The organism is Weizmannia sp. WK01, assembly GCF_025905465.1.
Taxonomy (GTDB): Bacteria; Bacillota; Bacilli; order Bacillales; family Bacillaceae_C; genus Weizmannia; species Weizmannia faecalis.
In genome coordinates this window covers 2914918-2941827 of sequence record NZ_CP109616.1, presented here as the reverse complement: position 1 = coordinate 2941827, position 26910 = coordinate 2914918, and the positions used below count along the sequence as shown (strand labels likewise).

23 protein-coding genes and 1 riboswitch are annotated in these 26910 nt (G+C 44.6%); of the genes, 18 read left to right on the top strand and 5 right to left on the bottom strand.

The genetic code is table 11. From position 1 onward, the window contains the following. Positions 1-463 precede the first annotated feature (463 nt). Positions 464-1792, bottom strand: a complete 1329-nt coding sequence (locus OF158_RS14095) for a replication-associated recombination protein A (RefSeq protein ID WP_014097270.1) — start codon at positions 1790-1792, stop codon at positions 464-466. Positions 1793-2476: 684 nt separating this feature from the next. After that, positions 2477-2561: riboswitch (cyclic di-GMP riboswitch) on the top strand. A gap of 99 nt (positions 2562-2660) precedes the next feature. On the opposite strand from OF158_RS14095, the gene OF158_RS14090 reads away from it, so the two are divergent. From OF158_RS14090 to mutM, 4 genes are all read left to right on the top strand, one after another. Continuing rightward, the gene (locus OF158_RS14090) at positions 2661-3020 is read left to right on the top strand and encodes a hypothetical protein (protein WP_014097272.1); all 360 of its coding nucleotides are present in this window, start codon (positions 2661-2663) and stop codon (positions 3018-3020) included. 26 nt (positions 3021-3046) lie between these two features. Then, positions 3047-4045 (top strand): 3-oxoacyl-[acyl-carrier-protein] synthase III C-terminal domain-containing protein, encoded by a 999-nt coding sequence (locus OF158_RS14085; RefSeq protein ID WP_014097273.1) that lies wholly within the window; start codon positions 3047-3049, stop codon positions 4043-4045. A 37-nt stretch (positions 4046-4082) separates the two neighbouring features. Then, positions 4083-5342: a methyl-accepting chemotaxis protein gene (locus OF158_RS14080; RefSeq protein ID WP_014097274.1), complete on the top strand. Its 1260-nt coding sequence runs from the start codon at positions 4083-4085 to the stop codon at positions 5340-5342. A 354-nt stretch (positions 5343-5696) separates the two neighbouring features. After that, complete coding sequence (mutM, locus tag OF158_RS14075) at positions 5697-6500, top strand: bifunctional DNA-formamidopyrimidine glycosylase/DNA-(apurinic or apyrimidinic site) lyase (protein WP_035183760.1); 804 nt, start codon at positions 5697-5699, stop codon at positions 6498-6500. Positions 6501-6543: 43 nt separating this feature from the next. On the opposite strand, the gene OF158_RS14070 is transcribed toward mutM, so the two are convergent. Next, on the bottom strand, positions 6544-6855 hold the full coding sequence (locus tag OF158_RS14070; RefSeq protein WP_225620916.1) for a S4 domain-containing protein: 312 nt from the start codon (positions 6853-6855) through the stop codon (positions 6544-6546). A 228-nt stretch (positions 6856-7083) separates the two neighbouring features. On the opposite strand from OF158_RS14070, the gene OF158_RS14065 reads away from it, so the two are divergent. The 7 genes from OF158_RS14065 (at position 7084) to OF158_RS14035 (ending at position 14188) form a co-directional block, all read left to right on the top strand. Then, complete coding sequence (locus OF158_RS14065; RefSeq protein WP_035183762.1) at positions 7084-8079, top strand: tRNA dihydrouridine synthase; 996 nt, start codon at positions 7084-7086, stop codon at positions 8077-8079. Between the two features lie 525 nt (positions 8080-8604). Further along, the gene (proP, locus tag OF158_RS14060) at positions 8605-10089 is read left to right on the top strand and encodes a glycine betaine/L-proline transporter ProP (RefSeq protein WP_035183764.1); all 1485 of its coding nucleotides are present in this window, start codon (positions 8605-8607) and stop codon (positions 10087-10089) included. 769 nt (positions 10090-10858) lie between these two features. Further along, a complete protein-coding gene (locus OF158_RS14055) occupies positions 10859-11065 on the top strand; it encodes a zinc ribbon domain-containing protein (RefSeq protein ID WP_014097279.1) in 207 nt (68 codons plus the stop codon). Positions 11066-11083: 18 nt separating this feature from the next. Further along, positions 11084-11587, top strand: a complete 504-nt coding sequence (locus OF158_RS14050; RefSeq protein WP_014097280.1) for a kinase — start codon at positions 11084-11086, stop codon at positions 11585-11587. 94 nt (positions 11588-11681) lie between these two features. Further along, positions 11682-12176 carry a PH domain-containing protein gene (locus tag OF158_RS14045; protein WP_035183765.1) on the top strand — a complete coding sequence of 165 codons (495 nt, stop codon included), beginning with the start codon at positions 11682-11684 and terminating at the stop codon, positions 12174-12176. Continuing rightward, on the top strand, positions 12173-13633 hold the full coding sequence (locus OF158_RS14040; protein WP_035183767.1) for a PH domain-containing protein: 1461 nt from the start codon (positions 12173-12175) through the stop codon (positions 13631-13633). Before OF158_RS14045 ends, OF158_RS14040 begins: the two co-directional genes overlap by 4 nt. A gap of 72 nt (positions 13634-13705) precedes the next feature. Continuing rightward, a complete protein-coding gene (locus OF158_RS14035) occupies positions 13706-14188 on the top strand; it encodes a DUF456 domain-containing protein (RefSeq protein WP_035183769.1) in 483 nt (160 codons plus the stop codon). 69 nt (positions 14189-14257) lie between these two features. Here OF158_RS14035 and OF158_RS14030 read toward each other — a convergent pair whose 3' ends face one another. Beyond that, entirely contained in the window at positions 14258-15646 is a 1389-nt protein-coding gene (locus OF158_RS14030; protein WP_035183771.1) for an L-cystine transporter, read from the bottom strand. A gap of 164 nt (positions 15647-15810) precedes the next feature. On the opposite strand from OF158_RS14030, the gene OF158_RS14025 reads away from it, so the two are divergent. From OF158_RS14025 to OF158_RS13995, 7 genes are all read left to right on the top strand, one after another. Then, positions 15811-16191 carry a hypothetical protein gene (locus OF158_RS14025; protein WP_014097286.1) on the top strand — a complete coding sequence of 127 codons (381 nt, stop codon included), beginning with the start codon at positions 15811-15813 and terminating at the stop codon, positions 16189-16191. 230 nt (positions 16192-16421) lie between these two features. Further along, positions 16422-16904 carry a DUF2975 domain-containing protein gene (locus tag OF158_RS14020; protein ID WP_017550115.1) on the top strand — a complete coding sequence of 161 codons (483 nt, stop codon included), beginning with the start codon at positions 16422-16424 and terminating at the stop codon, positions 16902-16904. 10 nt (positions 16905-16914) lie between these two features. Beyond that, positions 16915-17130 (top strand): helix-turn-helix domain-containing protein, encoded by a 216-nt coding sequence (locus OF158_RS14015; protein ID WP_014097288.1) that lies wholly within the window; start codon positions 16915-16917, stop codon positions 17128-17130. 2 nt (positions 17131-17132) lie between these two features. Continuing rightward, entirely contained in the window at positions 17133-17984 is an 852-nt protein-coding gene (locus OF158_RS14010) for a DUF817 domain-containing protein (RefSeq protein ID WP_035183773.1), read from the top strand. A gap of 204 nt (positions 17985-18188) precedes the next feature. Beyond that, the gene (locus OF158_RS14005; protein WP_035183775.1) at positions 18189-19880 is read left to right on the top strand and encodes a methyl-accepting chemotaxis protein; all 1692 of its coding nucleotides are present in this window, start codon (positions 18189-18191) and stop codon (positions 19878-19880) included. Between the two features lie 372 nt (positions 19881-20252). Next, positions 20253-20405: a hypothetical protein gene (locus OF158_RS14000; protein WP_014097291.1), complete on the top strand. Its 153-nt coding sequence runs from the start codon at positions 20253-20255 to the stop codon at positions 20403-20405. 278 nt (positions 20406-20683) lie between these two features. After that, a complete protein-coding gene (locus tag OF158_RS13995; RefSeq protein WP_017550117.1) occupies positions 20684-21175 on the top strand; it encodes a CBO0543 family protein in 492 nt (163 codons plus the stop codon). A gap of 202 nt (positions 21176-21377) precedes the next feature. Here the strand turns inward: OF158_RS13995 and OF158_RS13990 are convergent, their stop codons facing one another. Then, the gene (locus tag OF158_RS13990) at positions 21378-22673 is read right to left on the bottom strand and encodes a TIGR02679 family protein (RefSeq protein ID WP_017550118.1); all 1296 of its coding nucleotides are present in this window, start codon (positions 22671-22673) and stop codon (positions 21378-21380) included. Between the two features lie 131 nt (positions 22674-22804). Continuing rightward, complete coding sequence (locus OF158_RS13985) at positions 22805-26899, bottom strand: TIGR02680 family protein (protein ID WP_035183790.1); 4095 nt, start codon at positions 26897-26899, stop codon at positions 22805-22807. Between the last annotated feature and the right edge of the window lie 11 nt (positions 26900-26910).

The following is a 26910-nucleotide window of genomic DNA, read 5'->3' as shown; positions in this document are numbered from 1 at the left end:
GTTAATTTGAAATTCGGATAATCAAGCAATCCTATCAATCGTAACGGGAAACGATATGAAGGTCTTCTTACTCATTATGGTTGCTGAACATCATTTAAGTGAAAATGTTGCTTGAATATCCAACAAAACACCACGAAAGGATATGGGTTTCCTTTCACTTTGGATAAAATGATAGATATATAAGCAATTTGAATATTTTAAAAAAGTAAGCATCCAAATGAGTGGATGCTTTTCATTTTGCCAATAAAGATTTCGAGTAAATTGTATACCAGTAATCTAATCAGAAGATCCAAATGAAGGGTATCTACCCCTTTCCGGAGTATGTCGAAACGCGATAATTTCCGAAAAGTGACAGGCAACACCGTCAACTTTCGGCTATTTTTGGATGGCAAAAACATTCAACAGCTGAATCATAAAGATTGCCTCACAATGGTTTTTTTACGATCGAACATCTTCGTTCACACTACGATTTACGGTTCCTTTTATGCCATTCTGAGATTTCCTCAAGTCTTTGTTTGAATCTGGCCTCTGAACCTTGATTTGTCGGATGATAATACGCGTGCCCTGCTAACGAATCCGGCATCGTCTGCATCGTTGTTAATTTTTCTTCTGTATCATGCGCGTATTTATATCCTTTTCCGTAATTTAAATCTTTCATCAATTTGGTAGGGGCATTGCGTAAATGGAGGGGAACAGGTTCATTCATTGAGTTCAGTGCATCTTTCTTTGCGCTCATATAAGCTAAATATGCTGAATTAGATTTTGGTGCCAGTGAAAGGTAAATGACAGCTTGGGTTAAGTGTACATTACATTCAGGCATACCAATAAATTGACATGCTTGAAAAACAGATACCGCAATTTCTAAAGCCCGATTGTCGGCTAAACCGATATCTTCACTTGCAAATCTGACCAATCTTCGCGCAATAAACAGCGGATCTTCTCCGGCTTCCAACATCCGTGATAACCAATAGACCGCCGCATTCACGTCGCTATTTCGCATCGACTTATGCAAGGCAGAAATAATATTATAATGCTCCTCACCATTTTTGTCGTACAATAATGATTTTCTGTTGATCATTTGGGAAAGGTCTTCTTTCCTGATGATGATGGTATCCTCCTGCTTATGCCCATTTAAAACAGCCATTTCCAGCGTGTTCAACGCAGTACGGGCGTCCCCATCGGAAAATTCTGCAATGGCCAATAAAGTTTGATCTTCAATTTCAATCTTTTGAAGGCCATACCCATGGGGATTTACAATGGCCTGTTTTAATAATTCCACGATTTCACTACTCGTTAATTTATGTAGGACAAAAACCTTAGTCCTCGATAACAAGGCCGAATTGACTTCAAATGACGGATTTTCAGTGGTTGCGCCGATAAGGATAATGCTACCATTCTCCACATACGGTAAAAAGGCATCTTGCTGTGCCTTATTGAATCGGTGGATCTCATCGAGAAACAAAATTGTCTTTTCGCCTAATTGCCGGCGTTCTTCAGCTTCTTTCATAACGTTTCGAATATCTTTAATCCCACTGGTAACAGCACTAAAATTAATAAATTCCGATTGCGTTTGATTTGCAATAATTTTCGCCAATGTTGTCTTGCCTACGCCGGGGGGACCCCAGAAGATCATGGAAGAAAGACGGTCATGTTCAATCATTTCTCTAAGCACTTTTCCTTTACCTATCAGGTGCTTTTGTCCAACGAATTCGTCTAAATTTTTAGGACGTACTCGCGTGGCCAAGGGACGGTTTTGGTCATTGTCGTTCTCAAATAAAGAAGTTTGCCTCAAGGTTACTCCCTCCTTGTAAAAACTTTTCCCATTACGCTTCTTTTTGTCTGCTTATGATCCCGACCAAAATATCTAACTCAATGGTTATTTTAGAATAACCCTGATTCGCAAATGTATCGATTTGTTCCCTGTTCGAGTTCAAGGTCAAAAGCGCCAATTTGATTCATGCTGTTTTGATTAATGTCTTGCTTGGTATAGTGTTGGCAGATAATATCACCAAATGAAAAAGGCGATACCGTTTCATTATTGTTATAGACCTGAATGATGAAAGTAAAACAGAAGCTTAAAATGAAAAGGTGGGCCCCGAACAGCAAAAAAGCCAACCAGAAAGGAGGGCACCTTTAAGGTGAATGATATCACCTCTATCTCAAAAATCAAATATGCGTTGAAACTACAAATTTTAGCAGGCTGCCTCTTTCTGCAGTTTTGGGAAAGGATGAGACCTTCCGGGACTTTGGCTGCTTGGAAAACGACCATGTCATATGAATCTCATTTGAAGTTATCCACAATTTTAAAACTATGAAAGCCGGTTCATTCATTTTTTCAAAAAAAATGCGGCAATTATGCTTAATGCAGTCCGAAAAAATGATTCTATTGACATACATAATAATATATTTATATAATGATAAAGGCTGTGGAAATACTTGGCAGGATTTCCATGCTTTCCGGCAAAATTCCAATAAAAATTGAAAAAGGCAAATTCATCGAAAGGTGGAGACGCAAAGCTAAAGGGACTAAAGTCAGATGACCATGTCAGCCAGTTACCGATTTTACATCAAAAGGACTAATCGGTAGGGGATTAGTCCTTTTTTCGTTGTGCGGATATCAAATGTGAAGAACTTCATTTAACAAGCAGGAGGAAGCAAGGATGGCACAGTTTCAAACAGATAACAAGCATAAAGCTTTTATCATTACATTAGGCGGATTTGCCGCAACAGAAAAGGCATCTACGTTTGTAGACGATTTAAAAAAAGAAGTTTCAAAAATTAATGTGAAAAATTATTCGTTAATTGTGGATTCATCCGATTTAAGGACATTTAAGCCCGAAATTTTGCCGGTGCTTGAAAAGAGCTATGCGTTGTATATGAGTTTAGGATTTAAAAAAATCCTGATGATTACACCGAAAAGGGTGACGCCGCGTTTACAGCTGAAGAGAATCGCGAAAAAAGTGAATTTTACGGGTGAATTTATCAATAGTTTACAAGCGGGATTGGAACTTTCACGTTAAAAACAGCTTGAAGGAGTTAAGTAAAAATGGATTCGAGTGTGACAATAAGAGAAGTCTCTGTCTATCATCCTGAAAAGGTGCGCCATAACGATTATTACCTGGCCCATTTTCGCCAGCAAGGAAAAGATATTACAAGACTTTTGCAAGCGCTTGGCAGAGAAAACAGATACATAGCAGATTATAAAACTGAAACCACTTTAACAATGGCGGTGGAAGCATCAAAGAAAGTGCTGGAAAAAAGCGGGTTGGCCGGCCGGGATCTCGATATGATTGTATTTGTATCAGGGACACCTGAATACTTTTGGCCACCGAATGCGGTTGCCATTCATCAATCTTTGGGCGGAAAAGAAGAAGCTGTTGTTTATGATATGAATGCGGCATGTGTCGGAATGGTGGTAGCAGTGGATCAAGTAAGCCGCAATATGCTCGCAAATCCGCATATCAAGCGTGCGCTTGTCGTGGGCTCCGAGCAAATGCACCGCTTTGCAAACGAGGGGGATGCGGTTACATATGCCAGTTTCGGAGACGGGGCCGCTGCAGTATTGCTGGAAAAAAGCCATCATGTTAAAACAGGGTTTATCGACTCAGCCTATCAAGTGAACACAGAATCAATTGATAAAATTACTTTTCCGGCTTGTGGCGTATCCCAACTGGTTGAGGGAAAAGCCGAACAAAAGAATAGAAAAATAAAATGGGAGAATGTAAACAATGACAATGCTTTTCTGTCTACTGCCGCGCTTGTTGAAAAATTGCTCAGCCGGAATCATTTAACCGCGAAGGATATTCAGGCTTTTTGCTTTTCCCAATTGTCACGGAAAAATATATACAAAATCCAGGAAATCTTCAAAGAAGACATAAGCAAGTTCCCAATTGTGGGCACGGAATATGGCTATACAGGAGCCGCTAGCCCGTTTATGGCTTTTGAACGAGCTGTAAGCACCGGCCGGATAACGAGGGGCAGCTATGCCATATTTTGGTCGGTTGGTGCGGGAACTTCTGCTTGTGCCATGTTGTATAAACATTAAATGTATTGAATCTGTTTCAAATGAAGGGAGCCGTACCATGGGAATTAAAAAATTGTCCAAAGCCATTACAATGGGCCAAATCAAAACCGTTATCCTGCCTTATATTCTCATTGGCATTTTGTTGGTTGGCAGCATGTTCATCATCCCCCAATACTTAACCATTTGGTTTGTGTCTGTTGCCGCAATCCTTTATCTTGGTGTAGGTTTATGGTCATCTTTCCGGTTAACCGGGAAGTTATTAAAAATGAAGCAATACGCTTCCAGCCTGGAGTCGGGAAACCTGGCTGAATCGCTGGAAATTTTAGGTGCAGATGAATTTGGCACGATCTCTAACTTCTTAAATAATGCAACAAGCAATATGCGAAATCTGGTTGGAGATTTAAAAAAAGGAATAGATCGTGTAGATGCCAATTCAGATGAATTATCGGCAACCATGACGGAATTGTTTTATGTGATGGAAGATGTGAAAGAAACGATAAATGAGATGGAGCAAGGCGCAATGGAACTAAGTGCAAGTACGCAGCAAATTGGCGCATCTGCTGAACAAATTGAAAGTTCAACGAAGAAATTAGCAGAAAAAGCAAATGAAGGAAAAAATATCGCGCAGGAAATTAAGAAACGCGGGACAAAAGTAAGAGAGGAAGCAACAGCATCTGCAGGCTCTTCCAATCAAATTTATACGGAAAAAGCGGAGAATATTTTGAAATCCATTCAACAAGCGGAAATTGTGGAGGAAATCAAAATGCTGGCTGATACGATTGGAGACATTGCGAATCAGACCAATCTCCTTGCCTTAAATGCATCGATCGAAGCGGCAAGGGCAGGGGAAGCAGGAAAAGGTTTTTCAGTAGTCGCTCAAGAAATCAGAAAGCTGGCTGAACAATCCACCCAATCGGTTGAAAATATCCGGGTTGTCACCAGCCAGGTCCAGCAAGCCTTTTCAAACCTTATTCATCATTCAAAAGAAATTCTGGACTATGTAGACACTAAAGTGAATCCCGATTATGAAAAAATGGTCCGTATAGGGGAACAGTATGAACACGATGCGGAATTTTTAGACCGTATGTCGCTTGAAATCGCCCAGGCTTCGAATGACATGGCAAACGCAATTGAGGAAGTCAACAAGGCGATACAACATGTATCTTCCACAAGCCAGCAATCCGCTGCGGGTACGGAGGAAATGTCATTTAATATTTCCGAAGTGTCACTGGCAATGAAAGAAACGGCAGAAATGGTAGACCACCAGCATCAATTAGCCCATAAAATAAATGAGTCTCTCCAGAAGTTTAGTTTATAAAAATATAAACTGAACAAAATATCTCGGCTCTGTTGCCTGCTATAAAAAATAACCCTCATGCAAATGGTGCACACGCTGGATGTAAAAACTTCAGTTCATATATAGCAAATTTCAGCTTATAAGAGAAGTCATGCTGCAGCACGAGGATAAACAGGAAAATTCCGGTTTGTCCCCGTGCTGTTTCTCGTTAAACGCCGCTCTTTATTTTTGCTATGCGACAAATTTTACTGCCGGAATCCCCGGTTCATTGAATCCCCGCACATTGCCAAGTGGCAGGACAGCCAAACATGATTCATGAATCCCCGCCATTCGGGGAAACTGTTTAATACAGTTCGCATGAATGGGGGAAACGTGATGCCTGAATTGCCGGAAATGGAGACCTATAAAACATGGCTGGCGTCATTGATTGGCGGCCGGACCATTACAAATGCCATGATTCAGCGGGAAAAATCGATAAATATACCTGCCGGCAAGTTTATGAAGGCAGTGACTAATCAGAAGATCCAATCGATTTCAAGGCGCGCAAAGTATTTAATTTTCCAGCTCGAAAACGGTTCGTGCCTGCTTCTGCATCTAATGCTCGGCGGGTGGATGTTTTTTGGCAAAGAGGAAGACAAACCGGACCGGACAATACAAATCCAACTTTCTTTTGGAGACCGGCACTTGTTTTTCATTGGTTTGCGTTTAGGATACCTGCACCTATTAACACCGGAAGCGGTTCAGGCGGCGTTTGAAAAAATCGGCCCCGAACCGCTTGATCCCCATTTTACATTAGCTGCTTTTCAACAACGGATGCAGCAAAGAAGAGGCATTCTTAAAACAGTATTAACTAATCAAGAAGTGCTGGCCGGGATTGGAAACCGGTATTCCGATGAAATGCTATGGCACGCGCAGTTGCGGCCGGATCAAAAAGCAGGTCATCTTGACAATCAGCAACTCGCCCGTTTGTATGAGTCGATCCGGTTTATCCTTCATAAAGGGATTGAGCAGGGAGGTTATATGGAACATCCGCTGCACGTGGGAGATGGCAAAACGGGACGCTATCAAATGTACGTTCACGGCAGAGAAAATGAGCCATGCCCGCGATGCAGCTCCCCTATTAGGAAAGAAGAAATTTCTTCACATAAGACTTATTTTTGTCCACGTTGTCAGTATTGAAAACGGATCTGCCCCTGCCGCACTTCATTTTCCCAGCTGCCTGTCAGACTTCCCCGGCCTGCAATTTTATAAATTTCCGCTTTCCTACTTGTATGATGAGTCCGTCTGTTACATGAACAGCATCGTGGATATCCTTTACTTTTTCTCCATTTATCCGGATGCCGCCGTTTTGAGTCATTTTTCTGGCTTCACTTTTTGATGGCTGCAGCTTCAATTGTACGAGTAGATCAATGATGTTTATTGTTTTATCTCCGTCCCATAGCATGACCGGGATATGGGCAGGCAATGCTCCTTGTTGAAAAACATTTTTGAAGTTTTCTTCTGCCTGGATTGCCACAGCTTCTCCGTGGTACATGCGGACAATCGTCCTGGCCAGCAGCATTTTGGCATCGCGGGGATGCAGTAGGCCCACTTCAACGTCGTGTGCGATTTTTATTTTTTTTGCCAGTGCTAAATCTGTGACAAGGTTAAGAAATAGTATAGTTTGATCAAAAGTACCGAACCATGTTATAAGTGTAAAAGAGGCTGAAATATTTTTTGCTTATTTATTTTGTGTTGGCTTGGTATCCAGATAGGGGAGGTTATGATTTTTATCATGAAAGAAAATTTTTGGCGTGATTTACCACGGCCATTTTTTATACTGGCACCAATGGAAGATGTGACAGATGTTGTCTTTCGCCATGTTGTAAGTAAAGCGGGCAGGCCGGATGTGTTTTTTACAGAGTTTACAAACACGGAAAGTTATTGCCACCCCGAGGGGAACCAAAGTGTGCGCGGCCGCTTGGCGTTTACGGCGGATGAGCAGCCGATTGTGGCCCATATATGGGGGGACAAGCCCGAATATTTCCGGCAAATGAGTATGGGTATGGCAAAACTCGGGTTCAGCGGTGTTGATATCAATATGGGCTGCCCTGTGCCGAATGTGGCAACAAAAGGGAAGGGAAGCGGTCTGATCCGCCGTCCGGATGTTGCTGCTGAACTTATCCAAGCCGCAAAAGCAGGCGGATTACCTGTGAGTGTAAAGACGAGGCTTGGTTATACGTATGTGGAGGAATGGTGGGACTGGCTTACGCACATATTGAAACAGGACATCGTGAACCTTTCCATCCATTTGCGGACAAGAAAGGAAATGAGCAAAGTGGACGCCCATTGGGAACTCATTCCGGAGATCAAAAAACTGCGTGATGAGGTGGCACCGGATACCCTTTTGACCATTAATGGGGATGTCCCTGACCGTCAAACCGGCCTGAAGCTTGCACGCCAGTACGGTGTTGATGGGGTGATGATCGGGCGCGGCATTTTTAAAAATCCGTTTGCTTTTGAAAAAGAGCCGAAAGAGCACAGCAGCAAGGAATTGCTTGATCTTTTAAGACTGCATCTGGATCTCTTTGACAAATATTCAACAGAATTGGAGCCGCGCCCGTTTCCACCGCTTCGCCGCTTTTTTAAGATCTATGTCAAAGGTTTCCGGGGAGCGAGCGAGTTACGAAACCAATTGATGGGCACAGACTCAACAGATGAAGTGCGCACCTTGCTTGATCACTTTGAAACAAAACAGATGGAGGGGGAAACGGTATAGCATTCCCCCTGAATACCCCCGATACAAAAACAGCCCGGATTTTTATTATCCCTTTCATCGCAATAGATGCGCGGCTGTGCCAAACTGTCAAAAGGCTGCTGCAAAAAGACAGGAAAACACCGGAGACCACTACACCGGCTCTTTCCATCGGTCGTCTGCTACCGCGGCACTCACATCGGCATATGATGGTTCCATCGTTTCATACGGCTTCCGCAAAAAAAGGATCCCATCCATCCCGGGTTTGCTGCCGTTTTGGCGGCGCACAGACCCGAAAATCCCGTGAAAGTTCCAGGTTTTGCCGTAAAAATTCCGTCCAATCCGCCCGGCTTTTTACGGCAGGGGAAATCGGCATTTTCAAGTATGGGGCGCAAGCAGTAAGGTGCCCCCATTCTCCGCTGTTTTTGCGGTCATAATGCCTGGCATTGCCATATTAAGGAGGCGTGCAGGTATTTTGAATAGCAAGAGAGAGGCCGGTTCAAAATAACCGTAAGAACTGATTTTTAAAAAAGAATTCAGGTGAAAAGGTTGGCGGAAAATACAAAAAAATGGTATGGATCCAGAAAAAGACCCGGCAGAAGATTGAAAAAAGATGATATTACCATTGTGGATACAGATGTGACAAAAAAAGCAGTGGTCGCAACGGCTCTTGGAAATGCGATGGAGTGGTTTGATTTCGGGATATATTCCTATTTGGCCGTCATCATCGGAAAGGTGTTTTTTTCAGGGATAACCGGCTCATTGCAACTGGTCTATTCGTTTGCTACTTTTGCTGTAGCGTTTCTCGTCCGTCCAATTGGCGGGATGTTTTTTGGCATGCTGGGCGATAAGTTCGGGCGGAAACGGATATTGGCCGTTACTTTAGTGTTAATGTCACTGGCGACTTTAAGCATGGGTTTGATCCCGGGTTATGCAAAGATTGGAAATCTAGCCCCGTTTCTGCTGCTTGTCGCTAGACTGGTCCAGGGCTTTTCCACTGGCGGTGAATATTCAGGTGCCATGACGTACATCGCGGAATCTTCCCCGGATAAAAAAAGAGGCTTTTTATCGAGCGGGCTCGAAGTGGGCACGTTGTCGGGATATATTTTAGGTTCCGGCGTTGTCACGATCCTCAGTTTTTGGCTTGGCGAAGATAAAATGCTGGACTGGGGGTGGCGCCTTCCTTTCTTTATCGCTGCGCCAATGGGCTTGATTGGCCTTTACTTGAGGAATCATTTGGAGGAGACCCCGGTTTTTGAAGCGATGAAGGAAGGGAAGCACAAAGAAAATGAGAAAGGGCTATTCAGGAAAGTTTTCCTTTTCCATTGGCCGCAATTGCTGAAAGGGATCGTTCTCGTTTTATTTTTTAATGTTGTCGATTATATGTTGTTGTCGTATATGCCGTCTTACTTAAGTGTCGTTCTCGGTTACGGGCAGTCAAAGGGCCTTTTATTCATTCTCATTGTGATGTTTATCATGATTCCGATTGTGCTCATCATGGGCTATTACAGCGACCGGATCGGAAGCAAACGCATCATTATGGGAGGCCTGGTCGGGCTGATTTTTCTGTCCATCCCGGCATTTAAGCTGATTGGAAGTGGAACGAATTTAACGGTCTTTTTCGGCTTGATGATCTTGGCCGTCTTACTGGCGACATTCGAGTCAACGATGCCATCGATGCTGCCTTCTTTATTCTTCACGGAAGTAAGATATGTTGCGCTGGCGATCGCTTTTAATATTTCGGTTTCTTTATTTGGGGGAACAACGCCTTTGGTAATGGCGTGGCTCATAAAAACAACGAATAACCAGATGGTTCCCGCTTATTATATTATGGCAGCCTGTCTCATTGGTGTCTTGACGATGTTTTTCGTAAAAGATACGACCGGGAAAGCACTGCGGGGATCGGCACCGGCAGTAGAAGAAAAACACGAAATTGCAAAAATTCTCGAAGACCCCCATGAAGCATTATGGTGGAAAGAGGAAAAAGGAAATATTGAGGAAAAAGCGTCTGAATTGGAAAATCCCAAAAATTAACCATGTCCATAAGGCCGCTTTTTGGCTGCCCGTACCACGGAACCGGCTTGAATGGCCTTCCTCCTCTTTTAAGTTGTTTCTGGCCGTAAAATGCCACGTCTTGGTTCATGCATCCGCATGCTTGCAAGTGGGTGCATCCCCCTTTTCTGTTAAAAAATATCTGAGTATTTTTATTTTTGGGGAGAATGGAAAATAAGCGGTAGACAAACCAATTTCCGTGCGGTAAAATAATAGAAACAAGTGTTCTAAATGGCCGGTGTGAAGTTTATGATTACTCATCTTGCATCATGTAAAGACAGAAGAGTTCACAGCACCATGATTTCAGCATTGAAAAAAATAGGGCGGATGGGAGTTAGCCGCACACAGGGTTACATAGCGGCTTCCAGCAGGTGTTGGATTTGAAAAAAGCGTCATTTTGTAATGGAAAATAAAAAGGATTCCTATTATGCAGGATCCTTATTTTATCAATCAAATTAAATTTTTTTACTGCTAAATAGCTGAGTGATTTTGACGATTCCAAATACGACGGTTGCAAAAAACAATACAGATACGATGATTGCAAGTATCATGCCAGCCCCTCCTTATAACGGATTCCGTCCATGATAAAGCCAAATATTTTTTCAATTTTATTATAACATATTTTCCAATTTCCCCTTGATGTAAAAGGGGATCAGAAATCCCCGCTGCCCCTTATGCAGTTGAAATGCCTGAAACTTTTTTTGCTGACGCCCGTATAAAAAAGTAACAATGATGAGGAGGGGAAAGCGCCATGTCTGAAAAAGGGTGCGTGAAGTGCGGGTCTAAGCAGGCGGGGAAAAAAGAAGTGGCAATGACGGGAACAGGTCTGTCAAAATTATTTGATGTCCAGAACAACACGTTCATTGTCGTGTATTGCAAAAACTGCGGTTATTCGGAGTTCTATCATAAACAAACTTCCACCGCCTCTAATATTCTGGACTTATTCTTCGGGGGCTAAATCCGGGGAGGTGTTATATTGGAAACGAAGCTGATTATCATACGGGGAAACTCCGGGAGCGGAAAAACAACGATCGCTAAAAGGCTTCAAAGCCATTTGGGGCCGGGAACGCTTCTTGTTTCACAAGATACTGTCCGGCGTGAAATGTTAAAGGTGCCGGACAAAGAAGGAAACCTCTCCGTTGAGCTCATTCGCCAAATTGCGGAATATGGAAAAGGGAAATGCAGATTTGTGATTGTCGAAGGAATTTTAAACAAAAACCGTTACGGGGAAATGTTGTCCCGTTTAATGAAATTCTACCATTCAAAGGCGTATATTTATTATTTTCGATTAACGTTTTGGGAAACAGTCAAACGCCATAATATGCGTTTGAAAAAAACGGAATTCGGAGAAGAAGCTTTACGCGCCTGGTGGAATCCGAGAGACGAACTTGGGGTGAAAGGAGAAACCATGTTAACAAATGATATGTCACAGGATGAAATCATAAAACTGATGGCGGATCAACTGGAAATTGATCTTTGATTTTGTATATCGGCATATGGTGCATGGGAAAAGCGAAAAAGCCATATCTCTTGCCAGGAATTGAAATGAAGAAAACGTGTTTAAAGGTGATGGAATGTATTCAGATATCAATGAACCTCGACAAACATTATCCAAAGATGCAATAAAGGTTTGGATCATACGTGAAACGCTGGAGGCCGGGGCAGGGGTTGTGGTTCTCGCCGTGCTGCTTTATCTCGGCCACCACTTTTCCTGGCCGGCATGGATCGGCTGGATATTATACGGTTTACTCGTGTTGGATATAGGTGGTATGATCTGGTCATGGATAAGTTCGTATTTTCGCTATAAAAATTGGCGTTACGATGTGAACGAAGAATTTTTACAAATGAAATTGGGTGTGCTGAACGAGAAACATTCTTTGGTTCCGATGACCAAAATCCAATCGGTGGCAACCGAACAAGGCCCCATTTTAAAGAAATACAGGCTCTGTTCCGTGACTGTGGACACCATGGGGACGTCCCATACCATTCCGGCTCTGCCTAAAGAGGAGGCCATTGCGTTAAGAAACCGAATTGCGCGTTATGCAAAAATCAGGGAGGTGGAGTCGTGAAGAAAAAACGGTACCATCCCCTTTTGATTTTGTTTCGTATCGGTGATTTTGTAAAAAGCTATTTCATCCTTTTCATTATCTTATTTATCGTAAATGCCGGTTCCCGTTCTCCCGTGCTTACATATGGCAGATATTTGTTTTTGCTCTTTTTTGCAATCGTGATGGTATATCATTTTTTGAAATGGTACACACATAAATATGCACTGGATGAACGCTCCTTTCATCTGTATAAAGGCATATTCAACAAAACGGAACGGACGATTCCTTTTTCGAAAATCCAAAACATTAACCGCCATACATCCTTTTTTCACCGGATTTTTCATGTCACCTCTGTCAGCTTTGAAACGGGTATCTCCGGGGATGAAGCGGCCGTGTTATTTCAAGTGATCACCCGGAAAGAAGCGGAAAAAATCATTGACATCGTGCAGAATGATAAGCGTAAAACGTTTGAACTGGATGCGGAAGAAAAGGAACGGGTGGTCCATTTTAAACCGACGAGAAAAGATACGTTAAAAGCAAGTTTTACATCTTTAAGTCCGCTTGCCGTCATCCCGGTATTTTTTTCTTTTTATTCGAATGTGGACGATATTGTCGATATTGATAAAACGGCGAAAGGGATGCTCTCTTATATAATCGGTTCCTGGTGGATTGTATCGGGCATTGTCCTTTTTGTGGCCATTGTTGCGGTGGTTTTCGGCATGGCACGGACCTTTTTGAAGTATGGGAAATATGAGATCTCCTCTGATGAAGAGCGGATTTATATTACCAAAGGGGTAATTGAAGAGACGTCTTTTTTTATCGAAAAGCATAAAGTGCAGGCTGTTGAAGTGGAACAGTCTTTGTTGAAACGGTTGCTCGGGCTGGCGGAAGTCAAGCTGACGAGTGCAGGAAGGCTTGACTTTGAAGGAGAGAAACTTGAATTAAACTCGCTGTATCCTTTTTTGCCGGTTAAAAGGGCGTACGAAATCATCAACGAGATATTGCCGGACTATGAAGTGGCACAGGAGATGAGGCAGCTCCCCAAGAAATCTTTATGGGTCCGGCTGTTTGCCCCGAGCTGGATTTGGATCATCGCCACAGTCGTGTTATATTTTTGGAAACCGGAAATTTTCGGCTTGCGTGTTCCGTGGTGGCTTTTGTCCGCTTTTCTGTTCGTATCGATACTGGTCGCAAGATGGATCGGTTATTTACATACGAAATATGTATTGAATGACCGTTTTATTCAGTTGCAATCGGGCATTTTTACGACTTCTTTGTTCCTTTCCAAGCGGGAAAAAGTGATTGAAGTGCGCGTATCCCGGAACTTTTTTCAAAAATGGCTGGGCCTTGCTTCCATTGAAACGATCAATCGCGCAAAACCGATTCAATTTAACGGGGTAAAGGATGTTCCTGCCGAATTTGCCTGGATGTTTTACAAATGGTACATGGGGCGGGGAAAGGAAGTTAAAGTGGAATGACTGTTTTGGCCTTCATATGATCACGGTTTTCATGCAGTCCCGGCACATGCCGGGAGCAGAGGGGGGATCCGATTGACGATTATCCTTTGGACGGCCATTGTGATTTTATTCATCTTAAGTTTTGCAGGCATCATCTATCCTGTCATTCCATCTATTGTGATGCTGTGGGCCGGATTTGCAGTCTATCAGTTTTTCATTAATCCGCATGCATTGTCCGTCTGGTTTTGGATCAGCATGGTCATCCTAAGCATCGTTCTGATTGCTGCGGATATCATTGCAAACGGATATTTTGTAAAAAAATACGGCGGGTCCAAAATATCTGAAAGGGTTGCTGCGGTTGCGACAATTGTTGGCTCTTTTGTCATTCCGCCTTTTGGGATTATCCTTGTTCCGTTTGTTTGTGTATGTATAACGGAGATCTTGATGACGAAAAACCCCGTCCAGGCTGTAAAAGTGGGCGTTGCCACGATCATTGGATTTCTGAGCAGCAGCATCGCCAAAGCATTGATACAGATCGTCATGATCGTTTGGTTTAGTTTAGCCGTTGCTTTTTAACGGATTTCCCGTTTTCACGACAGCCGGTTGCATAATAGAAAAAAGCCCCGTTAACGGAGCTTTTTTCTATTATGCTTCAAGAAGATCGGCATCTTCCTGTTGATATATTTTTTTATCCATTTCACCGGTAATTTTGCCGGTTAAAATACCGGAAGTCATGGCGCCGCTGACATTTAATGCCGTCCGGCCCATGTCAATCAATGGTTCAACAGAGATCAGAAGGCCGACAATCGCGATCGGCAGGTTGAGCACTGACAATACAATCAGCGATGCGAAAGTGGCACCCCCGCCGACACCCGCTACGCCGAATGAGCTGACAACGACAACAAGGATCAGCGTAATGATGAAAGACGGGCTTGCCGGGTTGATGCCGGCAGATGGAGCAACCATGATGGCCAGCATTGCCGGATAAATACCGGCGCAACCGTTTTGCCCAATGGATAGGCCAAAGGAAGCCGAAAAATTGGCGATCCCTTCCGAAATGCCGAAATGTTTCGTTTGCGTTTCAATGTTGAGCGGCAGCGTACCAGCACTGGAACGGGAAGTAAAGGCAAAAGTGAGTGCAGGCAGCGCCTTTTGCACATATCGTACCGGGCTCAATTTTGCCAGGCTGATGAGCAGCAAATGAACCAGGAACATGACGATAATCGCTGTGTAAGAAGCCAGAACAAACTTTGCCAGTTTGACAATGGCGCCATAGTCGCTTGAGGCTGTGACTTTGGTGATCAATGCAAGTACGCCATAGGGTGTTAATCTTAAAATAAGGGTAACCACCCGCATCACGATCGTATACAAAGTATCAACGATTTTTGCAAAATGTTCCGCCTGCTCAGGTTGTTTGCGTTTTACCCCGAGATAGGCCATCCCCAATATAGCGGAGAAGATCACAACCGCGATCGTAGAAGTCGGGCGTGCGCCGGTTAAATCCGCAAACGGGTTATTCGGCAGAAATGAAACGATTTGTTGCGGAATGGTCATATCTTTTACGCTGGCGACGCTTGTTTTTAGTTCCGCATTTCGCGCGGCTTCAGCGGTCCCCTGCGTTAAGTGGATGCCATCCAGCCCGTACAGAAGCGCGGATCCGATTCCGAGCGCAGCGGCAATCGCAGTTGTACCAAGTAAAATGGCGAGTACAAGAAAGCTGATTTTTCCTATGTTTTTGGTTAATTTCAGCTTCGTAAAAGCCGCTAAAATGGAAATCGAGACAAGCGGCATGACGACCATCTGCAACAGCGAAACATAGCCGCTGCCGACAATATTCAGCCAGTCGATCGTATGGTTGGTCACATACGACGTGGTGCCGTACAAGAAATGCAGGATAATGCCAAATACGATACCAATGCCTAATGCCGAGAAAACGCGTTTTGAAAACGAAACATGTTTTCTTTGCATCGCATACAAACCGGCCAACAGGATGATAAAGACGGCCAGATTGATGATAATGTATAAAATGTTCAATTTTCCCCCTCCTTTTGTTAACCTTTTTCATCTTAATCATCTTATTCCGATATGTCAAGTGAGGTATTTGGCGGCGGAATTTATGTCCCATTGGTTACTCGTCCGTTTCAATCTGTTCTTTTCTGTCATTTAATATATTGAAAAAAGAATGGGAGGTGAACAGATTGGAAAAACGGCGAAAAAAGACACCAGTCGTCCCTTGGATGCACGATCACTATGGTGAGGAAACAGCGGGCAATACCAGCACAAGCAACAATGCTGTACAGCCGGAATACCGTTACGAAAATACTGGCAATATGAATAACGCTGGCAATATGAACAACACTGGCAATCAATCCAATCGTACCAACAACACGGTATTTTGCGAACCGAAGTATGTTTATAAGGACACTTACGTTGAAAGAAACGTCACTTATGTGCATCCCATCATCCAAGTAAACAGGCAACATGTTGTAAACGTTCCGCGCCATGTTTATCAAAGATATGAACAGAACATTACGGTAGATCCGGGTATTCCGGATGAATGTGATCATTGTGATGAGTAATGAAAAGAAACGCCCCGGTTAAAGCCGGGAATTTTTAAGCCGGATCCAATGGTTTCCGGCTTTCTTTTTTTAATAAGGGGAAGTGGCAGGCTGTTTACCGGGAATGGAGGTAAAGGGGAGATACATTGAAAAAAGATAAAAATACATTGATATTTAATAACTATTTATTGTAAAACGATAAATACTATGCTAAAATCAAAGCGACAATTCATCAGTGAGGTGTTTTTTTTATGAAACGGGGATCTACGCTCTTTTTACGGCTGGCAGTCATTTTGATTGGCATCCCAATTCTTGCTTTGTGCATCTTTGTGGTGCCGGAGATTGGAAAACTAGCAGCCCACCTGGTTCCGGATTTTGCGTTCATGGCATTTCTCGTGCTGCTTGTGATCTACGGGGCAACACTCCCTTTTTATTTTGCATTGTACCAGGCTTTCATACTCTTAGGTTTGATTGACAAAAACACTGCTTTTTCGGCAAGTTCCGTAACGGCTCTGAAAAAAATTAAATACTGTGCCGCAGCGATTGGCTTCTTATACGTGGCAGGCAGTCCGCTTTTTTATCTTATGGCGGATAGAGATGATGCCCCGGGAATTCTCGTCATTTGTTTCTTCATTATTTTTGCATCAGCGGTCATTACCGTCTTTGCCGCTGTGCTGCAAAGGCTTTTGCAGGAAGCGATTGAAATAAAAAATGAAAATGATTTAACGGTCTGAGGTGGAAAATATGGCGATCATCATCAATATTGATGTCATGCTGGCAAAAAGGAAAATGAGTGTGACGGAACTTTCGGAGCGGGTCGGCATAACCATGGCCAATCTGTCGATATTGAAAAACGGAAAAGCAAAGGCAATCCGGTTATCCACTTTGGACGCGATATGCAAAGCGTTGGAATGCCAGCCCGGCGATATTTTGGAATACCGGGAAACAATGGAGGAGTGACCATGGAGGCAACCGTTCAAAAGCATGTTCAGAAAAAAACGGCAAGGCTGCGAATGAAGCGGGCGCTCGTCCAACTTCTCTTATTTGCCCGGGAGCAGGCCCTGTCCTGTCTGTTTCCTGTTGTGATTTTTGCGTCATTGGCGCTGACAAAAATTGTGCCGCTCCCTTTTTTGCCGCGGTATGACTGGCTGCTTATCATTTGCCTTTTCACGCAATGGTGGATGGTGCATTCCCGGCTTGAAACAGTGGACGAATTAAAGGTCATTACATTGTTCCACCTGATCGGGCTTGCACTGGAAATTTTTAAAATTCATATGGGTTCCTGGTCTTATCCGGAAAAAGGGTATGTGAAAATTTTGGGTGTGCCGTTATACAGCGGATTCATGTACGCGAGCGTCGCAAGTTACATTTGCCAGGCGTGGCGGAGGCTTGAAATTAAGCTCGTAAACTGGCCGCCGTTTTTAATCGTGTTTCCGCTTGCTGCTGCCATTTACTTGAATTTCTTTACCCATCATTTTTGGATCGACATTCGCTGGTGGCTTTCCGCACTTGTTCTCGTTGTTTTTTGGAAATCCCGGGTTACATATGCGGTAAACGGCACCCGCTACAGCATGCCGGTTGCCCTCTCTTTTGTACTGATTGGCTTTTTCATCTGGATCGCTGAAAATATCGCAACATTTTTTGGCGCCTGGCAATATCCGGATCAGGCCCACGCCTGGAGCCCTGTCCACTTCGGCAAGGTAAGCTCCTGGCTCTTGCTTGTCATTGTCAGCTTTTTGATTGTGGCCACGTTGAAGCAGGTGAAAGGAAATAGGTCAGGCGGGGAAAAGACGGAGCAAGGCTGGGGAAATTGAAGCGGAAATCAATCAAAAGGATTTCAGGAACATTTTTTAGCCCCCGATCACCGGCTGTGCTTAAAACATACAAACGTAAGCTGGATCATCTTTAAGCATTTACCTAAATTGTTAAATTTGTGATTCACATCCATCTCCAAAAACCATCATTTCTGCCGATATAAAATGGAAAGTAAAATAAAGGCAGAAAAGAGGTAAGAGAACATGCAATTAACCGTCTCCCGCAAATTATTTTTGGTATTTGGATCTATCTTGTCACTATTGATCATTGTCTCAGCCGGTGCCTATATCGGGTTAAACAAGCTGGACAGCACGTATGCCAAACTGATCGGTGTTCAAACGAAAAACTTGGATTCCGCCAAAAATATAAAGATCAGTGTGAGGGAACAGTCAGCCGCAGTACGGGGGTATTTGCTGACCGGCGAACCGGCTTATTTAGATGACTATAAAGAGGCAACAAACAACTATAAAGCCCAAAGCAAAGCATTGCTGCGCCATTTGACCGACCCGTCAAACATCAGCAATGTAAAAGAGCAGCAAGCATTATTTAATCAGTACACAGCAATCTTAAATGAAGAAATTGCCTATAAACAAAATGGACAGGAGAAAAAGGCATTGCAGCTTGTATCCACTTCCGGGCGGCAAACAGGTAAGGAACTGGGCAATCAAACAGATGCGCTTGTGAAAGGGATCAACCACGTGCTGGATGTTGAAAAGCAAAAGACTGAAAAAACCGTGCATTTCCTTATTTTGCTGATCAGCAGTATCTCGGCCGTTTCCATTTTGATCGGAATCGGGCTGCTCCTGCTGCTGAGCCGGGCAATCTCAAGGCCGGTGTGGGTTGTCTCCGAAGCCATAAAAAACATTGCGGAAGGCCGTTTGAATATAGAAAAAGTGGATGTGAAAAATAAGGACGAGCTCGGGCAAATGGCCGGCTTATTAAATGAAATGATTTCAGATTTAAGAAATATCATCAGCCAGGTCAGCGAAGCTTCTGAACAGGTTTCAGCAAGCAGCCAGGAGCTGGCAGCGAGTGCCGAACAAAGCAGCCAGGTTTCTGAGCATATTGCCGAGGTCACCCAAGAGGCAGCTGAAAAGACGGATCACGAAATGGTCCAAATCCAGCAAGTGACAGCAACCGTTGAACAAATGTCACTGGAATTGCACAAAATCGCCGGGAACAGCGAAGACATGGAAAAAGCGGTTGAAATTGCAAATACGCTGACAAAAGAAGGGGACAAGGCCGTTTCAAATGTTCAAAACCAAATGAATCATATCGAAAAAACAGTTGCCAATGCCTCTGACATTATCCGCAGCCTGGAGAAAAGGTCTGAGGAAATCAGCCGGATTATGGGAATTATTACGTCCATTGCAGAGCAGACGAATTTGCTGGCTTTAAACGCAACGATTGAAGCGGCAAGAGCCGGGGAACATGGTCAGGGATTTGCGGTGGTGGCAAATGAAGTCAGAAAGCTGGCAGAGGAGTCCAAAAAATCGGCGGATGAAATACGGACGATGGTTTCCAATATCCAATCGGAAATGACACATGCAGTCAAAGCGATGGAAGAAGGCCATCATCAGGTCAATACGGGGCTAAAAGAATCTTCGGATGCCGGCGCTGCGTTTATCAAAATCTCTGAATCGATGGAAAATGTGTTGGGAAAAGTGCAGGAAGTGGCAGCTTCGGTTGAGTCATTGAATGACCAAGGCGCCCAAATTACAAAAACGCTGGAAGAACTGGCGGTTATTTCCACCAAGACCGCTGAAGCCAACCAGGAAAGCAGTGCAGCAACCGAGGAGCAGCTGGCAACGATGGAAGAAATCTCGTCCCTCTCTAACGCGCTTGCACATTTGGCTCAGGACCTGCAAGATGGCATCCAGCATTTTAAATTATAATATGCCAGACCGCACCATGAACCCCTTTAAAAGATAAAAGACGGGAACCTTTCTGCGGCAAAGGGGCAACTCCTTCTTAAGTAAAATCGAAAAAGGCTGCACCAAAAGTCTGAACGCCACAAGAACTTGGGAAAAGTTATCCAGACCTGTGGAAATAATTGTGTATAAACATGCGAATTTTATTCTTTTTCCCTAAATTCAGGATGATAAACATGTTTCATGGCATCATAATAAAAATTTTTGGAGCCATAAAATCCGCGCAGGCTCTCAGCACCCCGTAGTTATCCGTGATGGGATTGTAAAAAATTTCCTGATTACACACGTTTCGAAGCCGGCATCCTATGCATGAGACGAAAGCAAAGGAGCCTGGAAATGCCAAATACTGGAGAAAACCAAACAAACGAGCAACAATACAAAATACCGGAAGCGGTCCGAAAAAGCCAAAACCATTTCAAAACCGGCCACGCTCCGAGCACCGGCCTCGAAACAGCCGGCGAAAACACGCCAAATAAGAGCACGAAATAGCTTCAAAAAACAGCCTCAAAAAATGGGGCTGTTTTTGCAGAAAAGACCCTTCTCCGTGTTTGAAATCAGGAAGGGAATCAGGCGGCCCATGCTGCATCGCTTTTTATAGAAAAGGGCATCGGAAAAGAAAATAACAAATGATTGCTGTATATAAAATGAACAACATTTCGCATCTTTGTTGCCTAATGGAAAAAGGAGTCATCAGTCAACGCCCGGACTTGATGTAAAAACTGAAGTTCATTTTATATCGCCTTCATTAAAATCAGGAGTGATAAAAAATGAAACGAAAACACCAAGTAACATTATTGTCATTAGTCACTGCAATCGGCATTGCTTTACTGCCATTTGCCATCGTAAAACGTTCCTTTAAGGATTGGATCATTGTTTATCTTGTCAGTGCTGCAGGAAATTTGCTTGCTGACACCTATCTGGTAAAGAAAGGGTTTATTCAATACAAGATCCGGCCATTTCCTGATAAATTTAAGATCCACTTGCCCTTTGATCTCGTGCATTATCCATTGCTATTGCTTTACTACAATCAATGGGCGTTAAACAGCAGACCATTGAGCCAAATTTTTAAAGTGCTTCTGATTTCCCTCCCGCAAGTCATGATGGAAACCATCGCTGAGAAAAAAACGAACTTGATCACTTGGAGGAAAGGGTGGACATGGTATCATTCTTTTTTCAGTATGATGGGCAAATTTTTCATCTGCAGGCTCATCATTGCGTTTGTGAGGAAAATCAATAGGGAAAGGGTGTCTGTAACCTAACAGGCTGCCGAAGCTTTAACGGCAGCCTGTACTGTTTGGGTCTACGGGGCTTCCCCCGTGATTGTAAGACCGCTGATTGAGCACCCTATAAGTGAAGTTTGTGGCTGAGGATCGGCATGAGATAAGCGGGGGACATTCTGCATAACGATTCATGTGGATGGAAAAACCTCAACTCATTTTATATAGCTGAACCTGACGAATGTCATGCTTCTTTTCCACTCAACCATCTTTTCTTCAAATCTTCTATCAACAAATCGGCAAGGCCTTCCTGGTATCCTGCTTTTTTCTTTAACCGCATTTCATTTGCCACCAAAAGCAGTTCAGGGGATTGAACCGCATCCAGCTTGGAAAGCCGGGTGGATATATCCTCTTCCGACAGGGTCAAAAAGTATGCATCCGGATCCATCCGCCAAAATACCGTTTGCCCCGGGAAACGGCTGCTGAGGCGCTCTGCCATGACAACGCCTTCCGGATCGAGATCACCCGAATAATAAAAAGTACAGCCGTTTTTTGCAAGATGTTGCAGCATGATCCAGGCAGCAGTGCGGAACTGGCCATGCGTGCAAATCACAGGCGCATCGGACACTGCATCAAGCACAGCCGAAGCGACACCGGAATTCTCAATGATCCAAACCTTTTTTCCCGCTCGTGGCCAAATATTCGTTAGCTGCAATAATTCTTTCACTGGGACGTTCATGACCGTCCCAGTAGCTGCGGCTTCACGCCAGACCGGGTGCAGACCGTTTTCGGTTTCCGCCAAAAATGCGCGGCATGTCACGAAACTCCATAAGTCATCCCGCATAAGCCCAGCATTTGCGTACAGTTCGTTCAATTCTTCCGTTGTTTTCGGCACTTCTTCGATCAGCCCTTTTAACCATTGGTCGGTGAACAAACAGTGGATAAAGAGCTTGCCCGCGAAACGGGTTTGATCAAAAAAATGCGGGTTCCCGGTAATACGCTGGGAATAAAACGGAATCCGTTCGTATTTCCCTTCTTCTGGAAGCATCGTGAAAGCTTTCCAAACCATTTTGAGCTGTGCGGACAACGTATCCGGGTCCTGCTTGTATGCATGCCAGATAAAACGCGTGTCAGCCGTTTTACTGGCAATCCGGCGCCACCACCCATTTCCGTCCGGCATCGTTTCCGTCAGCCGTGCCAAAAATTGTTCCTCTTTCTTTTTCTCAATTTCTTCCTCTTCCGCTTTGGAAAAAATTCTTTCCTTCAAAACCGCTTCAAGCAGTTCGACAAGGGTGTATTTTCCGAAAACAGTCGGTGCCAGCGCTTTTTCAAATGCCCGCAGCGAAATTTTGTTTTTCTCTCTGAGCAAATCAGGGGACGTGCCGGCCAGCCCGGCAATCGCCTCCAGTTCGGTGCGCGTAAAACCGGAAAGGCTGACTGTTCCCCCAATATGGCCGAGCGAACGGTATTTTTCTTTAAAAAGGTGGAACAGTTTCAGCATCCCCGGTTCCTTCCTTAACAGATCGATCGCATCCTTCATCATTTCAAACTCCTTTTCTCACGCCCTAACCGGATATCTTTTTGCCCGCTTTCAGGGACCATTTTACGCCGATTAAAAGAGACCGGAATGACTTCTGGCATCCCGGCTACGCACGGGTAGATGAACGCTTTTCAAAGCAGATCCGGGGTGGCGCCTGCCAATGATTCTTTCGGCTTCTCTACAATCGACCGTTTATGCCCATCCCACCGGTAACGGATCACTGTCACATAATTGGCGTTTTTCGGGCGGACAAGGTCACAGATGGCAAGACTGGATATGGTGTCATAATCACCCCAGAGCGCCTGCGAATTCATGATGTAATTGAATCCAAGCTGCTCGACGACTTCGAACATGTCACGGATATTGTTTTCATCTACCCCGGCAAACGCTTCGTCCAGCGAAATGATGTACGGCGCCATACTGCCTGCCTCCAAATAGCGCGAATAGGCTGCTGTAAAGAGCGGAATGTACATGGCCATTGCCTTTTCTCCGCCACTGAATTTGAAAAACGCGGTATTGCTCAGTTCGCGTTTCGGCTCGCCGGCACGTTTGTATGACAGCACGAATTGGAACCATTTCCGGTAATCGAGCACTTCTTTTAAAACTTGATGGAGCGTCGACCCTTCATTGCGGATTTCAATCAGTTCTTTGGCAGCCGCAATCCGTGAGCGGAAATGTTTCGTAATCCGGTTCAAATCGTCCTCGTTTAAAAACTTGCTGTTGCGCTGCAGCAACGCGACAAGATCTTTTGTATCGAGCTCATCCTCGGACTCCGCCGTTTTTTCCTTCCAGGCAATCGAAAAAGTAAGTCCGGACGAATTATCCCGGTTTCTCATGATCGCATCCATTTCTTTTACCCACTTGGCTGCCCGCTGGATCCGGTTCCGCAAAATGACGCCAACCGTATTGACGATAATATCTTCGTACAGCCTTCTGTCCTGCTCATCCAAATAACTTTGCAAGTTTAAAAGTTCTTTTTCAAGAGACTCGAGTACCGTATACGGGCTCACCCTGCGGCCGCGGTATTCCATCTGGATGAGGCGGCGGCCCCGCAAGCCTTCCCATTCCTTTTTGAACGTTTCGTAATAGTCATCGAGTTTTTCAGCGAACCAATCCGGCGGGTCCGCTTCTTTTGTAAACTCAGACATGCGGTATTCTGTTAAATTTGACTGTTCGTTGAAAAAAACTTTTGTCAAGTTTTCATTTAATTTTGCGCGGTCATACTTTTCCAGCACACCAGAAAACGCCGTCAAAATGCTTTCCGGTTCTGTGTGCTCGCTCTCCACGAAGCCGAGGGAAAGTTCTGCTTTTACGAGTTTCTCCCATTCCGCCGCCATATTTGTCCAAAACGTGGTACGCGTTTTGGCAAGAGACAAATTGGTGGTGCATTTTTCTAGTTCTGCTTCTTTTTTCGGCTTTTCTTCGTAGATCTCCCTGATTTTTTCCTCCGTACTGGTATATTCGTGTTGGACTGCCTGAATCCGGGCGCGAACCTCATCAATCCCCTGCAATTTCAGCTGCTGCTCAATCGCTTCAATATTTGCCACCGTTTTCTCCCATTCTGACCGGCGGATGTTCTCTTCACCGCGAATTTCATCGAGTTCCTGCTCTTTTTCAAGGATATCCGCAGCAAGACGCGCAAGCATTTTGCGCCCGGAAAACAAACGTTGAAAAATGAGCTCCAGGCTGTGAAGATGTTCTTCATAACTTTTCGCAGCTGCTAGTGCTTCATCGAGCGGACCGCTTTGAAGGACAAGGTTCAAGCCGGCTCCTTGCTCATGCAGCTGTAGCCGGATGTTTTGCAAATGCTGGTATACTTGTTTCCAATCGCGGTCAATTTCTGTCAGAAATTCCTGTTCCTGTTTCAGGCTGCGCGCTGTTTTTTCAATCTGTTCTTCAAGGTCGCGTAAATCTTTGTCATCTGGAATGCCCGCTTTCCAATCTTCTGCTTCTTGTACTTTCCTAGCCCATTCCGAAAGGCGGTTTTCGATTTGCAAAAGGGCTAGGCGGATTTCAGCAATCGTTTGCTCTGTTTCTTTTATTTTTTCCTGCTGGTACCGTTTCCGGGATGTTCTGCCGATGAATTTGGAAGGTCCTTCATCCGGAGCATGGCCAACAAGGCAGCCGACTGAAAAAGAGCCATCCGCATCAATGTGAAAGCCGCTGTCCGACGGTTCAAGCGGAATGCTGCGCAACACTTCGTCAATGCGTGCGGCTGATACCGGGCTGTCATTATCCGGATCCGGCTTTAAGTAATCGGCAAGTGTGTAGCCGAGAATGTGCGGATTTGGACGGATAACCCGGTCGTGCACAGGTGTAACCGGTTCTTCCGTAATCAGGCTGTCCAAAATTCCCGTCTGCCGGAGTGCCGCTTCAATTCTGGCTTTTTGGGCTTCGGTCACATGATCCTGGAATTCCACCGCGGCATAAAAGGGGAGATAGCGTTTCCCTGCTCCATCGAGACCGGCGCGGAAAGCTTCCGTATCCTGAGGGCGCTCCGGATTGGCAAGTTTCAAGTTTTTCCAATACATAAGTGTTTCTTCGGCTTCAGCCAATTCCTGTTCTTTTGCCTTTTGCGCCTGCTCCGCGCGGGAAATTTCCTTCTGCACTTGCAAAATATAATCGTTTGCCGCCTTCACAATTTCTTCCCTGACCGCTTCATAACGGTTTTCTTCATAGAGCCCGTCCAGCGCGACGGCAATGCGCCGGAGTCGTTCGTCTGTAAAGGGGAGGGCCGGATGCTGTTCAATCCATAAAAACACGGCATCTTCCAGTTCTTGTTTTTGTTCGGTAAACCAGTTCTCCAAATGGTCAAGTTGTTTACGGAGTTCGTCAATTTCCTGCTTTTTGGCAGATGACTGGCGCTGCAATTTCATATGCATCTCGTGAAGCCGCTCCGCTTCTCCGGCCAGTTGCTGCAACTTTTGCAAAAGTCCGCTGTGCTGTTTGATTTCCTGTTTCCAAACAGAAAAATCAAAAGCTTCCCCTTCATGCCGAGAAAAGTCTCCGGCATTGATCTCGTGCTGGGGGAAAGCCGCTTCTCCGGCATCCAGTGCAAGTTCATCCAGCGTCTCCTGCATGCTGGCTTCATCCTTGCTGTTTTCTGTTTCCAACCGGTCCTGTTCCAAGCGGATGTTTAAAAGCTGGCTTTTCTTTAATTCCCACTTTTTCTCCAGATCTGCTGCTTCACTTTTTAGCTTTTCAGCCCTGGCCTGTTGCTCTCCTTTTTCTTTTTCAAGGCGCCATACCTCATGGTGCTGCAGCCGTTCCTGTTCCGCTTTTAAAACGTCGCGTTTCTGTTCGTTCTGTTTTTGATCTTCTGTCAGGTTTTCAATCACTCCGCGCAGGGATTCACAGCGAACTGCTAACGTACCGGCCTCCTGCTTTGCTTCCTGCAGCCTGCTTTCGGCCTCCTGCCATTTTTGGGCGCGTTCTGCCAAAATATATTGATTGTAAAGATCGTATTGGCGCACCAGTTTTTTTGCCGATTCGTGCTCTCTTTCAAGCTGTTCAAGCTGCTGCTCCGTTTCGTCCATGCTTTCAATCGTGTCGGACAAATGGCGAAGCTCGTCATCTGTCAAAGGTGGTAACGCAGACTCGAGAATTTCATAGATGACCGTCGGCTTGAAATCCTTTGACAATTTCGGGCTTCTGAGCTGAATCAAAAGCTTGATCAAATCTTCAAAAGCTTCCATCGACTGGAAACCAAAAATATATTTGTTCACCAGTTCCATATATTCTTTCTGCGAATGGACAAGATGCCCCCCAGACCCGATTCGGTTTTCAAGCTCTTTTGCAGACAACGGAATCCGTTCCGATTGGCGGGTGTGTGTCAATTCAAAATTGTAGCCGATCCTGCGGTTGTCAGTCAGGACAAAATACCATGATTTTAAAGTTTTGTGCCGCTTTGCCTGCATGCCGATCCCCGTTGTGATATACTGCTTTGTCCCTTGCTTTCGATATTCCAGAAACAAGTAGCCGGTCCGCTCGTCATGGCCGGACACTTCTTTTTCCCCAAGCAGATAATCTTCCATTTTCCTTGCTTTTGAGCCGAATGGATCAAGCCGATCAGGCGTCTTTTTCCCATCCAGCAAAACCGGCAAAATGCTTTGCATCGTCACCGATTTCCCTGAACCGTTTGTGCCGCGCAACAACAGCTTTCCGTCTGCAAATTCAAAAACTTCATCGTCATAATACCAAAAATTTAACAAGCCGGCGCGGTTCATCACCCATTTTC

Coding starts and splice junctions, on each gene's coding strand:
- OF158_RS14090 (WP_014097272.1), top strand. CDS start 2,661: ATGGCACAGTTTCAAACAGATAACAAGCATAAAGCTTTTATCATTACA.
- OF158_RS14085 (WP_014097273.1), top strand. CDS start 3,047: ATGGATTCGAGTGTGACAATAAGAGAAGTCTCTGTCTATCATCCTGAA.
- OF158_RS14080 (WP_014097274.1), top strand. CDS start 4,083: ATGGGAATTAAAAAATTGTCCAAAGCCATTACAATGGGCCAAATCAAA.
- mutM (WP_035183760.1), top strand. CDS start 5,697: ATGCCTGAATTGCCGGAAATGGAGACCTATAAAACATGGCTGGCGTCA.
- OF158_RS14070 (WP_225620916.1), bottom strand. CDS start 6,855: ATGTACCACGGAGAAGCTGTGGCAATCCAGGCAGAAGAAAACTTCAAA.
- OF158_RS14065 (WP_035183762.1), top strand. CDS start 7,084: ATGATTTTTATCATGAAAGAAAATTTTTGGCGTGATTTACCACGGCCA.
- OF158_RS14055 (WP_014097279.1), top strand. CDS start 10,859: ATGTCTGAAAAAGGGTGCGTGAAGTGCGGGTCTAAGCAGGCGGGGAAA.
- OF158_RS14045 (WP_035183765.1), top strand. CDS start 11,682: ATGTATTCAGATATCAATGAACCTCGACAAACATTATCCAAAGATGCA.
- OF158_RS14020 (WP_017550115.1), top strand. CDS start 16,422: ATGAAACGGGGATCTACGCTCTTTTTACGGCTGGCAGTCATTTTGATT.
- OF158_RS14015 (WP_014097288.1), top strand. CDS start 16,915: ATGGCGATCATCATCAATATTGATGTCATGCTGGCAAAAAGGAAAATG.
- OF158_RS14010 (WP_035183773.1), top strand. CDS start 17,133: ATGGAGGCAACCGTTCAAAAGCATGTTCAGAAAAAAACGGCAAGGCTG.
- OF158_RS14005 (WP_035183775.1), top strand. CDS start 18,189: ATGCAATTAACCGTCTCCCGCAAATTATTTTTGGTATTTGGATCTATC.
- OF158_RS14000 (WP_014097291.1), top strand. CDS start 20,253: ATGCCAAATACTGGAGAAAACCAAACAAACGAGCAACAATACAAAATA.
- OF158_RS13995 (WP_017550117.1), top strand. CDS start 20,684: ATGAAACGAAAACACCAAGTAACATTATTGTCATTAGTCACTGCAATC.
- OF158_RS13990 (WP_017550118.1), bottom strand. CDS start 22,673: ATGAAGGATGCGATCGATCTGTTAAGGAAGGAACCGGGGATGCTGAAA.
- OF158_RS13985 (WP_035183790.1), bottom strand. CDS start 26,899: ATGAACCGCGCCGGCTTGTTAAATTTTTGGTATTATGACGATGAAGTT.